The organism is Bradyrhizobium sp. SZCCHNS3002, from assembly GCF_032377435.1.
GTDB lineage: Bacteria > Pseudomonadota > Alphaproteobacteria > Rhizobiales > Xanthobacteraceae > Bradyrhizobium.
Genome location: NZ_JAUHHY010000021.1, coordinates 22515 through 36322 on the forward strand (window position 1 = coordinate 22515; position 13808 = coordinate 36322).

Consider the following 13808-nt stretch of genomic DNA (forward strand, 5'->3'; position numbering starts at 1 on the left):
GGATCAAACCGGATCGGCTGGGATGCCGCGATAGGCGTGGATGATGAAACGGGTGCCGCCGACCGAATAGTCGCCGCCGTTGGACGCCTCGATCGCGAACATCTCGACCAGCTCCTTCCAGGCCTGCCGTTCGCCCGTGGTCGGAATGGCGCGATTGGCATTCCAGTCGTCGAAGCAGATGACGGCGCCGGTCGAGATCATGCCGCGCTCGAACAGCGGGACGAGCGCATCCATGGTCGACTGGTAGAGGTCGCCGTCGAAATGGATCATCGCGAACCGCGTCTCGGGCGGCAGCGTCTTCACGGTGTCGGCGAACCAGCCTTCGTAGAGTTGAAAGCGGTGCGGCGGAATGATCTTGCCGATCAGCGCGCTCAGCTGTGGCGCGGCCAGCACCTTGCAGCCGCCCTTGGCCCACGCGCCGGAGATGACGTGCGGCGCGCCCTGGTCGACCGGCGAGGTGATCTCGGGAAGGCCCTCGAAGCTGTCGAACAGGCGCAGGATACGGAACGGGTTTTCCCCGGACGCGCTCTTGCCGAGCGGCTGGCGCTGCAGGTCGAACACCATCGAGGTGGCGATCGCGCGGGCGCTGAAGCCGCCCATCGTGCCGAATTCGGCGATGTCGCCGTTCACATGGGCGCTGTTGATGTACTGGACGCACAGCGTGAGCGTCTTGGCGATCTCCTGTGCCGGCAGGATCAGCACGTCGGCATAGCTGTAATAGGCGCCGGGCGAGGGAAGCTGCCGCGCGCTGTATTTCTCCAGCGCGATGTCCTGGATGATGCGTCCGTCATCGACCGTGTCGACGGACGGGGCTGCCATCGCCACGGCCGGAAGCCTGTCCTGCACGCTGGCGATGCTGCTGCCGTTTCCATAGGGCCAGGGCAGCGGCGGCTGGAACAGGATCGCTCGTTTGACCGAGCGCATCCAGTACAGCACGTCCGGCGGCAGCGAGGTGGCGAGCGCATTCTTCAACGGTTGCAGCATTCAAATCTCCAACGCGGCGCTGTTCGATGACCGCAAAACGACCTTGAGGGATGGCGCAGACATGGCGCTGCGCCGAAGAGAAGAGAGGTGTTCGCCTGGCAACGCCAGGCAAGCGGCGTCATGCCGGGACGGGATTGCGCGCTCGGTGACGGCGGCGTCTCCGCATGCACCGGCCGCAACGGGATGAACATCCGAAATCTCCGAGCGATCCCGCGCATGGCCATCCAGAGGTCGACATCGGCGGTGAGCGCGCCGTCGCGCGCAAGCCCACCTGCTGCCTCCTGGCTTAGCCGTCCTCCATCCCTGGTGCAAGCGGGCGGCCATGCGTCAATAGAGGTTGGCAGCGCGGCGTCCATCGGCCAGCGCGTCGTGGACGTCCGCGGGCCGCTCCTTCGGCGGCTTGACGAAGAACGGGTCCGCCGGCCAGTGGTTCATGCCGGCGACCATGATCGTCATCTCCTCGTCGGGCATGCGCGGCATGAAGACCAGATCGATCGCGGAGCGCGTCTTGTGCGACGGCGGGCTGCCGCGATGCATGAGGCGGGTTGCATCGAACACCAGCAGATCGCCGGTCTTGCCCAGAACCGTGTGCTCCCGGTAATTGGCGTCGCGATACTGGAACGGACCGGTCTGCTCGTCGACATCGCAGAGATAGAGCACGCCGCGAATGACGCCGGCGGGACAGTGGTCGCTGTGCCATTCCTGGGGGCCGACGCCCTCGGTCACATGCGGCTTCGAGCGCACCAGCCGGACGTTGGCGACCTTGGCAGGACAGCCGAGCACGCCGCGGAAGAACGAGTCGAAATCGCCGCCGCTGAACAGCTGATGCAGATAGTCGACGAGGGCGGCCGACGGCATCCCGGTCTGCAGATCCTGCGTGTAGGAAGCGACACTGTTGCCGGCCCAGTCCCACGCCGAGTGGCGATTGCTGACGTCGCGGTCGAAGCTCTCGGTTTCCCGGAACATGGCCGCCTTTTCCGGATTCGTGCCGATCACCGTGACGCCGTTCTGCTGGAAGGCGACGATCTTGTCGGCGAGCTGGCTCGGCGTCTTGTGCGGATCGAACTTCGGCGCATGGGCCGTGCACAGCGGTGGAGCGCTGTTCGCGGCCGGCACGAGCGTCAGCCGGCGCGGCTGCGCCGTGCCGTTCTTGTCTGCTGGGGCTGCGTCAGGACTGAGATGCCCGTTCAGGCGGTCGAACGTGTCGGCCCGGACCAGGCGGTAGCCGAGAGCGCTGAGCGCCTGGTTGACGCCGCCCTTGAGCCGCTGCTTGGCAGTGCTGATCATCGGTCCCAAGGCCATGCTGTCCTCATGCTGCGTTCGGCTTGGTGGGCTGGAACGGATCCAGCCCGCACGCCATTCGATAATACAGTTCGTAACGCGGATGATTGGCCACGAGGCCGCGGCTGTCGATCGCGTGATCGATCAGCGACTCCAGCAGGAGGCGGGCGCCCTTGGGCGGCAGATGCACCCCGTCGAAATCGAACTCCGGACGCAACAGATCGCCGTCCGTCAGGTCTGACCAGCGGTCGACCATGAACAGGTTCACCGAGCGCACCTTCTGCGCCAGCTTCCAGTTGAACGCCTGGACCAGCTTGGTGCGCACCGACACCGGGCAATCGTAGCTCTGCAGCTCGCGGATGCGCGCCTCCTGCCGGGTTGGAGGAACCACGCTCTGGACGTAGACGCGCTTGAAGCCGGCCTTGGCCAGTTGATCGAGCCCGGCGACGAACGGTCCGAGCCGCGCCTCGATCGCTTCGTCGATGAGATCCCAAGGCACCAGCGGCTTGTCGAGCAGCGGCAACGTCGTCGCGAACGGCGGAACGAAGTCGTAGGTGTCCTTGAGCAGTTGCAGGAGCGGACCGCGAACGTCGATCTCGCCGACGGTGATCATGATCAGCGGCGGCCGCACGGCCTGGCCGACCGCCTTGGCAATGGCGAAGTCGGTCTCGTCCATCGACAGGTGCGTCGCGCGGCCATTGCGCACCAGGCCTTCGTATTCGAGGAAGGCGATGAAGTCGGGATGAAACTCGCCGGTGGCCGGATCGTAGAACTCCCGCGCCGTGGCGCCGGGGATGTACTTGGTGCGGGCCATCACCCAGGCGCCGGTCCATCGTTCCCGGAACACCATGTTCCGGTACGGCAGCGAATGGCTGTCTCCGACGATATAGACCGGCAGAACCGTCTCGAGTTCGGTGTCCACGCTGATACGTCCCCTTACATCACAGCCTCGGCTGCCGCTCGTCCTCAGTTGCTCCGGCGCGCGGCCAGTGCGCGGTAGAACTCGTCCTCGTCGCAGATGATTTGCGGCGCCGCGGCCGGAGCAGTCGGCCGCCTCGCTGTGCCGTCGCCGGCGGATCGCACCTCTGAGCCGGCGTCCTCTGCGGTGAACTGCGCGAAGAACAGCTTCATCGCGCGCGCGACGCCGTCGGCCGTGACCGAGCGCGCATCGTCGGCGAAATACCTCCCCGCGTTCTTCGGATTGGTGATGATCTCGTAGGACGCGTAGTAATGCACGTTGTCGTAGCGCCGGACCATCTCCTCCGCGGCGACGCGCAGCACGCTCTTGGAATAGGTCGTGGCCTGCAACACGTGGCGCGGCTCCATGGTGGCCGCGAGCGGGACCGGCGAAACCGTCAGGATGATCTGCAGGCGCGGATTGGCGGCCGACATCAGGTTGATCGCCTCGGCAAGATAGCCGGTGGTCTCGATGACAGAGAGATTGTGGAACGCGTATTTGGCGTCGTCGAAGTCGCCGGCGCTGCCGCAGCCCGGACAGGTCGGATACACCGTGCCGTCCAGCTTCGAGACCCAGCACTCGGTGAGGCCAAGCGTGAAGATGAAGACGTCGGTGGTTTCGATGAGCTTCCGGACCGCCTGCAAATGCCGCTTCAGATCGGCCTCGGCCTCGACCATCGAGACGTAGCCGCGCGGCGTGATGCGGGGGCGCAGCAGATCGAACACCCAGCCGTCGCGGTCGGTCCAGAACTGATCCGCTGGCCGGAAAGCGCCGAAGGCGCGCTGCACCAGTTGCAGCAGTTGCAGGGTGCTGTAGACGTTGCCGTAACGCGCGGAGAACAGGCCGTAGCCGAAGCGCTCCTCCTGCTCGGGCGTCAGATGCGGCGGTGCCGGCTCGGTGACGTAGTAATTGTAGCCGCGCTCCTTCAGGGCGCGCGAGATGTGCTGTGCGAAACAGCTGCCAGCCGAGGCGACGCGCTGATCTGGACCGAAGCGGAGCCGCGCGGTCAGATGCGGATCGAGATCGGATGGGCTGCGCTCGGCGACGGCCTGGCGCCAGAAGCTGCTCGCGGGCAGCGTGGTGTAGGGACAATTCATGCACTCACCCTCTGACCGCATGGGGCCGCGACGCAACGAAAGCGAAGCGCATGCTGCTCAGGCCCTCGGCTTCATTCCGAGATAGGAATGAATGATGAACTTGGTGCCCTGGATCGAGTAGTCGCCGGAATGGCTGGCGACGATCTTGAAGCGGCTGACGAGGTCGGCCCAGGCCTTGCGCTCGCCGGCCTCGGGGTCGGCCTCGTTGCAGTTCCAGTCGTCGAAGCAGAGCACGGCGCCCTTCGAGATGAAGCCGCGTTCGAAGCACGGCACCAGCGCGTCCATGGTCGACGAATACAGGTCGCCGTCGAAATGGATCAGCGCAAAGCGCGTATCGTCCGGGAGCAGCTTCACCGTGTCGGCGAACCAGCCCTCATAGATCTCGACCCGGCTCGGCGGAATGATCGCCTCGACCATGGTCCGAAGATCCGCGGCGCTGAGAATCCGGCAGCCGCCCTTCGACCAGGTGCCCGATTTCACGTGCTGCGACTCGAGGTCGACCTGCGCGGTGATCTCCGGCAGGCCCTCGAAGCTGTCGAACAGGCGCAGCTTGCGCAGCGGCTGGTTCGGCTGATAGCGCGGGTCGAACACCATCGCGTTCGCCAGGGTGCGCGCGGTGAAGCCGCCCATGGTGCCGAATTCGGCGATGTCGCCTTTGACGTCGGCGCTGTTGATGTACATCACGCTCAAGGTCAGCGTGCGCGCGATCTCCTTGGCGGGCAGGATCAGGACGTCGTCGACGTCGAAGAACAGGTACGGCGCGCTGATCTTGTGGGCGTCGAGCCGTTCCAGGGCTTCGGTCTGCCGCGTCCGCGGCTCCGACGGCGCTTCGACGATCGGTGCGGGGACCGATTCAGGCGCGGGTTCGGGCTGCTGCTCCACAGCGGCGGCCTGCGGCCGTTCCGGGGGCGGCTGCCCCATCAGCGCGCGCTTGATCGAGCGCAGCTTGAACAGCGTCTGGGGGGGCAGGCCTTCGGCAATCGCCACCTTCAATGACTTCGTCATGACAGCCCCGTTCCCCGCCGCTCGCGATGTTCGCCGCCAATTTATAGATACATTTTGCAAAGATCGCAAAAGCGGCATGCGGGCTCTGCACCCGCTTTGCGTGGGTGTCGGCCGGCGAGGCGGCGCTGGTGGCCGAACTGGTCCTGCGTGCGCGTACACGACGAATTGGCCCGCATCTTCAGGTGCATCACCCCTGTCCAGTCCCGCCAGGAAAAATATTCTTCTTTCGTTTTATCGGAAAATATGGTTCTCTCTCGTCATCCCGCCTCATGCAGAGGGACGTACGCGTCGTCACGATACGTGGAGGTGGGCTGCGATGGACGTGACGGCTGCGCCAGACGAGCGCTGGCCGGCGCGGACGGCGAAGTCGTGTGGTCCTGGCCTCTCGACGCTGAGGTCTGCGCAACGTGCCTAGGGCGCGTTGTCGCAAATGGGGGCAAGAAAGCCGATCCCCAGGGAGAGCACGAAGGACACCGTTAAAACCAGTCGCGCGGGGAAGGCCGGGATGTCCCAGCCGAACCTGTGGTACCTGCCGCCTGCATTTTCTTTCGCAGGCGGGCCATGGGGGCGGCAGGCTCCCGGCCTTCCTCGCGCCCTCTCGTTCGAGAGGGCGATCGTCGACGGATAGCTCGGACGCCAACGCGTCGCGAGAGCGCCTGTCGACGCTCTCAGCTCACACTCATTCGAAGAAGATGAATTCGTGGTCGCCGGTGTAGCCGGAGCGCTTGAATTCGAAGGCCCATTCCTCGGGAGTGTGGAAGATGCGGCAGGTGAGCTGCCAGTACATCAGGTTCACCTTCTCGCGCTCGTTGCGGTAGCCCTCGACGCAGAGATATTTGGCGCCGCGGCTGACGCGCTCCATCTCGCGGAGCGCCGCATCGAGATCGTAGTTGTAGAGGTTGTGCAGCGTGTTGATCGAGATGACGAGATCGAAATACTTGTCGGGGTAGGGCAGCTTGGCGGCGGAGCCGACCTGGCAGAACTGCTTGACGCTCTCCATCGTGTGCTCGACGCCGTAGGATGAGATGTCGATGCCGGCGACCTCGAGATCCGGGATGGCCTCGCGGAAATCGTGCAGGATGAAACCCTTGCCGGAGCCGACGTCGAGCACGCGCATGCCCGGCTTGATGCCGTACGTCTCGATCATGGCGTCGGCGACCTTGCGCCAGCGGCCGTCATATTTGTAGCCGCCATAGCCGGTCTCGCGGCTGCCGTCCCAGTAGTCGTAGTCGAACTTGATCGCCATCTCCGCGACATCGGCCTTGTCGCGCTGGGTGACGCGCGCGAGATAGTCGCGCTTGGTCGATTTGTGAACGAGACTGACGAACTCGCGATAGGCCATGAATATCTCCGGGCGTGTGAGTGTCGGTTAATCGGATGTGGCGCCGATCAGGCTGAGCTGTGCCTCGGCCTTGGCGAGCTGCGCAGCGCAGCGCTGCGCCCAGGCGCCGGTGTCGGCGAAGGCGCGACGCGTGGCGCCGAGCGGCAAGAAGTCGTTCAGGATGATGCAGGTCCATTTGACCTGGTAGGCGTCGATCAGCAACCGGCAGCGCGCCACGCTGGCGGCGTCGAGCCCGAGGCCGTCCGTCAGCCGGTCGATGAAATGCTCGTGCACCGGCAGCGGCACCGGCACTTCAGGCTGGCAGAAGAAATCGGAGACCAGCTTGGCCGGGTCGTCGCGCCCGGCATATTCGAAGTCGAGGAAGGTGAGCTTGTCCTGGTCGTCGATCAGCGCGTTGTGGAAGCCGAAATCGGAGGGCGACAGGCAGACCTGATCGGCGGGGATGGCGGCCTCGAAGGCGAGCCCTTCGGCCGCCGCTCCGCGCAGAATGGTTGCCTTCACCTCGGTCCAGGCCGGCTGCAGCCGCGCCGCCACGAATGCCCGGGCGTCGGCGACATGCGGCACCTCGGCATCGAGCGTGGCCAGTCGCGCCACCCGGCGCTCGACGGTGGCGAGGTGCTCGGCGAGGGAGAAGCAGGCTTCCGATCCCGGCGCCAGCGCGGGGCGGGGCGGGGCGTTCACCGCGAGCACGAAGTCGATCGCGGCATCGACATGGACAGGTGCGAGCTCGGCCGCGGTCAGCTTGCGCCCTGCGACGAAGCTGTAGAGGCCCGCCTGCTCGGCGCGGTCGCAGGCCAAGGGCTCCGGCACGACGCGGACGCCGTGGGACCAGGCATGGCTGATGAAGCTCCACTCGGCGCCGAGCCGGTCGCGGGTGTCGCGCGCGTCGGTGAAGTAACGCTTGAGGACCAGCGGACCGTTTGCGGTGTCGACGCGAAAGACCTGGTTGTTGCGGCCGCCGGCGAGCCGGGTCAGCGCCGTCGGGCTCGCTCTGCCGGCCTGCGCGGTGAGGCGCTGCGCCAGCAGGGCGGCATCACGATCCGCGCCGGCGTCAGTGGGGGTCACGGACGACATCCGCCGCGATCTCGGCCCAGGAGACTCGGCGCTCGTACGGCACGGCCTTGGCCGCGAACTGGTTCTCCGGATCGAACAGCACCTTGCGCATGCCCTCGGGGAAGCCGGTCATGGCCAGGATCTCCGGCAGGTCGTCGACGAACAGCTCGCAGGCCAGCGCATGGGCCCGGGCGACCTTCTCGTCCTTGGTCAGCTCGAAGAACACCCGGTCAGGCGCGATCTGTCCGGGCGCTTCGCCCATCAGGCCGCGATCGGTCAGGAAGCCGCGCGCGGCGGCATGCATGTCGTGCTTGGGCCCGAGAATGGGGTGCTTCGTCTTATGACTGACGATGAACAGGTCATGGCCGGCGGCGCGGGCCGCCGTGACAAACGCGGCGAAGCCGGGGTAGGGCGACACCAGGTCCATGCGGGCGCCGTAGACATAGCCCTGCAGCTCGGTGAAGTCGTCCTTGCGCCCGCTGCCGTTGAGATGGTCGCGGACGCTGTTCTTGTCGCGGCCGAGATCGGCCGGGATCAGGCCGCGCTCGAGGGCTGCCGCATGAAACACGCCGTCATAGCAGGCGATCGTGTTGTCGAAGTCGATCCCGATCCGCATGGCTTGGACTTAAATGGCCTGGACTTAACGCAAGGACATGTCGATCAGCGGACGGCCGACCTTGCCGGCGGCGAGATCGGCCAGCGCCTGGTCGGCCTGGGCGAGGCTGTAGGGCTTCGACAAGAGGTCCCGCACCGGGAAGCGGCCGGAGCTCAGCAGCCGCCCATAGCGTCCGTAATCGCGATCGGGCACGCTGTCGCCGCCCCAGGTGCCGAGCAGGCTCTTACCCTGGTTGAACACGCCCGGATTCAGCGTCAGCGCCGCGCCATGCTTGGCATTGCCGATCACGACCGCGCGGCCGCCCTGCTGGCGGGTGGCGTTGACGGCCTGATCCATGACGCCCGGAATGCCGGAGGATTCGACCGCGAGATCAACGCCCTGCGGCACGATCTTCTTGATCTCGGCCAGCACGTCGGAAGCCGCGTCGATCACATGCGTGGCGCCGTAGATCTGGGCGAGCGCGCGGCGGGTCGGGTTGGGGTCGATGCCGATCACCGGCATCGCTCCGGCGAGGGCGGCGGCCATCAGCGCGTTCAGGCCGATGCCGCCGGTGCCGAACACGGCGACCGCATCGCCCGGCTGCACCTTCAGCACGTTGTAGACGGCGCCCATGCCGGTCGGCGCGGCGCAGCCGAGCAGCACCGCGACGTCCATCGGCAGATCCGGCGGCAGCAGGGTCAGGCGGTTCTCGCTGACGACCGAATGGCGCTGGAAGGTGGTGACGCCGCCGGCATTGACCTTCTTGCCATCCCAGTCATAGACGGCGCCGCCGGCCTCGATGCCCGTGCCCTTGATCCAGGACAGCACGACCTTGTCGCCGACCTTGACCTTGGTGACGGCGCTGCCGGCTTCGATCACCGTGCCGGTGCCCTCGTGGCCCAGGCAATGCGGGACCCATTTGTCCTCGCCCTTGTCGCCGCGCCACTCCATCACCTGCGTGCCGCAGGCGCCGGAATAGGCGATCTCGACCAGCACCTGGCCCGGCTTGAGGGCGGGGGTCTCGATATCGGCCAGCACGAGCGGTTGGCCGGTCTGGACCAGCAGGGCAGCTTGGGTCTTCATGTGATGTCTCAGCTCAAGGCGTGGATGATCTTGTCCGCGATCTGGTGGCCGGTCAGGCCGAGCACCTCGCGGGCATATTCCTGTTCACCGGATTTCTTGAAGAAGGCATCCGGGGTGCCGAAGCGTAGGAATTTCTTCGCCGATGTCTCTGAATCGACGAGCCATTCCGACACGGCAGCGCCGAAGCCGCCGATCAGCGAATGCTCCTCGATGGTCGCAACCAGCTTGAAGCGGCTGAACGCCTGCTTGAGCTTGTCCTCATCCAGCGGCTTCACGGTGTGGAAGCTCACGACCTCGGCGGAGATGCCCTTTTCCTTCAGTCTGTGGCCGGCCTCGATCGCCTCGGGCAGCATGTTGCCGGTCGAGAGCAGGCAGACGTCGGAGCCTTCCTCGACCGTGATCGCCTTGCCGATCTTGAAGTCAGCGATGGGGCCCTTGTGAACGACCGGCTCACCCTTCTTGCCCATGCGGATGTAGACCGGCCGGTCCTGCTGCATTGCCGCGCGCAGGGCGCCGCGGACCTCGAAGGCATCGCCCGGGCAGATCACGACCATGTTCGGGATCGAGCGCAGGAACGAGATGTCCTCGCAGGCGTGATGGGTCGGACCGAGGCCGGAATAGGCGAGGCCGGCGCCGACCGCGACGATCGTCACCGGCGCCTCGTGATAGCAGACGTCGGTGCGGATCTGCTCCAGGCAGCGCGTCGTCACGAACGGGGTGATGGTGTAGGCGACCGGGCGCAGGCCGTTCATGGCCATGCCAGCCGCGACGCCCATCATGTTCGCTTCGGCCACGCCGCAGTTGAAGAAGCGGCTCGGGTGCTTGTCCTTGAACTTGTCGAACAGGCGGTTGCCGATGTCGCCCGAGAGCATCACGACGCGGCTGTCCTCATTGCCGAGCTTGGTCAGCTCGTCGGCGAAAGCATTTCTCATGACAGGCCGAGCTCCTTGAACGACTTGACGACTTCCTCAGCGGTGGGGGCGCGGTAATGCCAGTTGTTGTCGTCCTCCATGAACGACACGCCCTTGCCCTTGACGGTATGGGCGATCAGCGCCACCGGCTTGCCGGAGCCGTTCGGGATGTTCTGCATGGCCTCCGCCAGCGCGCCGACGTCATGGCCGTCGATCTCGTGCGCGTCCCAGCCGAAGGCGGCCCATTTGTCGCGCAGCGGCGCCAGCATCAGGGTCTCGTTGGAGCGCGCGGTGGCCTGCCACTTGTTGTAGTCGACCACGACGCAGACGTTTTCCAGCTTCTGGGCGGCGGCGAACATCGCCGCTTCCCACACCGAGCCCTCGTTGTTCTCGCCGTCGGACAGCAGCGCGAACACCCGGTAGGTCTCGCCCTTGATACGTCCCGCCAGCGCCATGCCGCAGCCGAGCGGCAGGCCGTGGCCGAGCGAGCCGGTGGCGGCCTCGACGCCGGGCAGCAGGTTCGCAGGCGGATGCTCGGCGAGCCGGCCGCCGTCCTGGCAATAGGTCTCGAGCTCCTCGATCGGGAAGTAGCCCTTCATCGCCAAGGTCGCGAACAGCGCCGCGGCGGCGTGGCCCTTCGAGAGGATGAAGCGGTCGCGCAGCGGATCGGTCGGGTTCTTCGGGTCGATGTTCAGGACGTGCCAATAGGCGGCGGTCATCGCATCGGCGCAGGACAGCGAGGAGGCGAGATGCGCGGCCTGCGCCTTGTGCGACATCTCGATGATCTTGCCGCGCAGCTTCGCGGCCTGCGCCTTCAGGGCGGCCACGTCGGGCTTGGCCGCTGTGTTCCGGACTGCCACGTTCATCGTGCTCTCCAGTCGCGCTTTCGTTTGAAAGCGCAGGGGTCTCGATCAGGGTTTATGTTCGTACTTGGTCGGCAGCTTGGCCATGACATCCTCGAAGCGTCGCGCCCAGGCGATGACGTCGTCGATGCCTTGCTCCAGCGAGAACGTGTCGCGCCAGCCGAGCTCGGTGCGCAGCTTGAAGCTGTCGAGCGTGTAGGCGGTGTCCTTGCCGGGCCGCTCGGGGCCGATCTCGACGCAATCCTCGAAGTTCTTGCCCAGCCGGGCGAGGATCATCTCGACCAGCGTGCGGATCGACACCAGCTCGTAGCCGGAGATGTGATAGGTCTCGCCAAGCTTGCCGCTGCGGCCGATCTTGACCGTCGCGTCCGACACGTCGGTCATGTGGATGAAGACGCGGACCGACTTTCCGCCGCCGTCGAGCCGCAGCTTCTGCCCGGTCATCGCGGCGACGATGGTGCGCGGCACGATGCGGTAGAGCTGCTGGCCCGGGCCGTAGACATTGGCCGCGCGGGTGAAGACCACGGGGAACTGGTAGTTGGCGAAATAGGTCCGCAGGCTCATGTCGCCGGCGGCGCGCGACACCGCATAGGGCGTCGACGGGTTGAACGGCGCGTCCTCTCGCACCCAGCCCTCGGTCGAGCCGTAGACCTCCGGCGTCGTGACATGAACGTAGCGATCGAGGCCGTCATAGTTGCGCAGGATGTCGTGCAGGCGGACGGCGGAGACGACGTTGGTCATCATCCAGTGGTCCGGGTACATCCAGCTCTCGCCGACCATGCTCTGCGCCGCGAAGTTCACGACATGGGTCGGCCGCTCGGCCACCAGCAGCGCCTTCAGCGCATCGAGATCGTGGTTGAGGTCGACGCGCTTGAACCGCACGTTGCCTGGGCGCTTCTGCCATTTGTAGGGCAGGAACGCATCATGCGGCTCGTCCGAGCGGCTGGTCGCGATCACGTCGTGACCGGCGGCAGCCAGGAAGTCGACGAAGGTTGCGCCCGAAAAGGAGTTCGAGCCGAGGATCAGGTACTTTTCGTTCGCAGCCATCGTCCTTGCCCGTCAGACCTCGCGCGTCGTGATGATGTCGCCGCGCTGGGCGTACAGCCACTGCATGATCATGTGGCCGATCACCATCTGCGCGTCCTCGGCGATCTGCATGTCGTCGACCGCGAAATGGATCGGCACGTCGGCCAGCGCCTTGGCCTTGCCGCCGGTGAAGCCGAGTACGGCATAGCTGGTCATGCCGAGCTTCTTGCCCTCTTCGAGCGCCTTCAGGATGTTCGGCGAGTTGCCGGAGCCGGAGAAGGTGATCAGCACGTCGCCCTTGCGTGCGAGCACCGCGAGCTGCAGCGAGAACACCTGGTCATAGCCTTCGTCGTTGGCGAGGCAGGTGATCACCGACGGGTTCGACGACAGCGAATGCACGCGCAGGCCGGAGCCCGGCGTCTTCGACAGCGCATAGAGGAAGTCGTTGGCGAGATGGTTGGCGTTGCCGCCGCTGCCGCCATTGCCGCAGAAGAATACTTGGCGGCCGGTCTGCCAGCAGTCGCGCAGATCGTAGGCGAGCTTCTCGACGGGGGCCCAGTCGAAATCCTTCAGCACGGTGCTGAAGCGGCTGGTGTAGTCGGCGAACAGGCTGCCGGGGGTCTTGAAGGCCAGGACGTTCATTTCACGACCTCCTTCTCCATCCATTTCAGATTGTACCAGCGGTCCTCGTTCTTGAGCTGGCCTTGCGAGTACATGCCGATGATTTCCTTGATCGCGTCCTCCACCGTCTTCTTCGGGCGGAAGCCGGTCGCCAGCAGGCGATCGGAGTTGACGCGATAGCTGCGCGGATCGTTCGAGGGCGTCACGATGACCTCGGCCGGCACGTGCTTGGTGACCAGATTGGCGATGTCGAGGATCGAGATGTTCTCGAAGCCGGCATTGTAGACACCGGTGTGCTCAGGATGATCGAGCAGGAACAGATAAAGATCGGTGATGTCGTCGATATGAATGTTCGGGCGGGTCTGGTCGCCGCCGAACACCGTGATGCGGCCGTTCATCAGCGCCTGCATCGTCAGCATGTTGACGGAAACGTCGAGCCGCTGGCGCGGGGAGTAGCCGCACACGGTGGCGGGACGCACGATCTGCACCACCATGTCGTCCTTGTAGGACAGCACGATGCGCTCGCCGCACATCTTGGTCTTGTTGTACTCCGAGATCGGCAGCAGCTCGAGATCCTCGGTGACCTGCTCCTCTTCCTTGACGCCGTAGACGCTGCCGGAGGACGCGTAGATGAAGCGCTTGATGCCGTGGCGGTAGGCGCGATCGGCGAGCTGCATCGTGGCGAGGCAGGAGATCTCCCAGGTCAGCTTGGGATCGAGATCACCGCAGGGATCATTGGCGACGCTGGAGAGATGAATGATGGCATCGACGCCGGTGAGGTCGATGGCGTCGGGATTGCGCACGTCGCCCTGGACGACAGTGAGATCCGGATGCGGATCGAGGAAGTTGCCGAACCACATGATGTCGAATGCGACGACCTTGTGGCCGGCCTTCAGGAGCTTCGGCACGAGCACGCTGCCCTTGTAGCCGCACGCTCCGGTCACGAATATCTTCATCTGAGCAATCCCCGTGGCTCGCCTGTCGTGTCG

Annotated in this window: 14 protein-coding genes; all 14 read right to left on the reverse strand. The window is 65.5% G+C overall.

Annotation, left to right across the window (positions count from 1 at the left end; all coding sequences use genetic code 11):
- Positions 1 to 3: 3 nt before the first annotated feature.
- Positions 4 to 984: a TylF/MycF/NovP-related O-methyltransferase gene (locus QW845_RS30870; RefSeq protein ID WP_315805289.1), complete on the reverse strand. Its 981-nt coding sequence runs from the start codon at positions 982 to 984 to the stop codon at positions 4 to 6.
- Positions 985 to 1311: 327 nt separating this feature from the next.
- Positions 1312 to 2286: a hypothetical protein gene (locus tag QW845_RS30875; RefSeq protein ID WP_315805290.1), complete on the reverse strand. Its 975-nt coding sequence runs from the start codon at positions 2284 to 2286 to the stop codon at positions 1312 to 1314.
- Between the two features lie 7 nt (positions 2287 to 2293).
- Positions 2294 to 3187: a hypothetical protein gene (locus QW845_RS30880; RefSeq protein WP_315805291.1), complete on the reverse strand. Its 894-nt coding sequence runs from the start codon at positions 3185 to 3187 to the stop codon at positions 2294 to 2296.
- 44 nt (positions 3188 to 3231) lie between these two features.
- Positions 3232 to 4320, reverse strand: coding sequence for a GSCFA domain-containing protein (locus tag QW845_RS30885; protein ID WP_315805292.1), 1089 nt, complete (start codon positions 4318 to 4320; stop codon positions 3232 to 3234).
- A 57-nt stretch (positions 4321 to 4377) separates the two neighbouring features.
- Positions 4378 to 5325: a TylF/MycF/NovP-related O-methyltransferase gene (locus QW845_RS30890; protein WP_315805293.1), complete on the reverse strand. Its 948-nt coding sequence runs from the start codon at positions 5323 to 5325 to the stop codon at positions 4378 to 4380.
- Between the two features lie 679 nt (positions 5326 to 6004).
- Positions 6005 to 6667, reverse strand: coding sequence for a class I SAM-dependent methyltransferase (locus QW845_RS30895; RefSeq protein ID WP_315805294.1), 663 nt, complete (start codon positions 6665 to 6667; stop codon positions 6005 to 6007).
- A 27-nt stretch (positions 6668 to 6694) separates the two neighbouring features.
- Entirely contained in the window at positions 6695 to 7732 is a 1038-nt protein-coding gene (locus QW845_RS30900) for an aminoglycoside phosphotransferase family protein (RefSeq protein WP_315805295.1), read from the reverse strand.
- Positions 7719 to 8336, reverse strand: a complete 618-nt coding sequence (locus tag QW845_RS30905) for a hypothetical protein (RefSeq protein ID WP_315805296.1) — start codon at positions 8334 to 8336, stop codon at positions 7719 to 7721. Before QW845_RS30905 ends, QW845_RS30900 begins: the two co-directional genes overlap by 14 nt.
- A 24-nt stretch (positions 8337 to 8360) precedes the next feature.
- Positions 8361 to 9398, reverse strand: coding sequence for a zinc-binding dehydrogenase (locus QW845_RS30910; RefSeq protein ID WP_315805297.1), 1038 nt, complete (start codon positions 9396 to 9398; stop codon positions 8361 to 8363).
- 8 nt (positions 9399 to 9406) lie between these two features.
- Positions 9407 to 10330, reverse strand: a complete 924-nt coding sequence (locus tag QW845_RS30915) for a transketolase family protein (RefSeq protein ID WP_315805298.1) — start codon at positions 10328 to 10330, stop codon at positions 9407 to 9409.
- The gene (locus tag QW845_RS30920; protein ID WP_315805299.1) at positions 10327 to 11175 is read right to left on the reverse strand and encodes a transketolase; all 849 of its coding nucleotides are present in this window, start codon (positions 11173 to 11175) and stop codon (positions 10327 to 10329) included. The genes QW845_RS30915 and QW845_RS30920 overlap by 4 nt, the downstream gene beginning before the upstream one ends.
- A gap of 45 nt (positions 11176 to 11220) precedes the next feature.
- Entirely contained in the window at positions 11221 to 12219 is a 999-nt protein-coding gene (locus QW845_RS30925) for an NAD-dependent epimerase/dehydratase family protein (RefSeq protein ID WP_315805300.1), read from the reverse strand.
- 12 nt (positions 12220 to 12231) lie between these two features.
- Entirely contained in the window at positions 12232 to 12840 is a 609-nt protein-coding gene (locus QW845_RS30930) for an SIS domain-containing protein (protein WP_315805301.1), read from the reverse strand.
- Entirely contained in the window at positions 12837 to 13775 is a 939-nt protein-coding gene (locus QW845_RS30935; RefSeq protein ID WP_257170486.1) for an NAD-dependent epimerase/dehydratase family protein, read from the reverse strand. Before QW845_RS30935 ends, QW845_RS30930 begins: the two co-directional genes overlap by 4 nt.
- Positions 13776 to 13808: the final 33 nt, after the last annotated feature.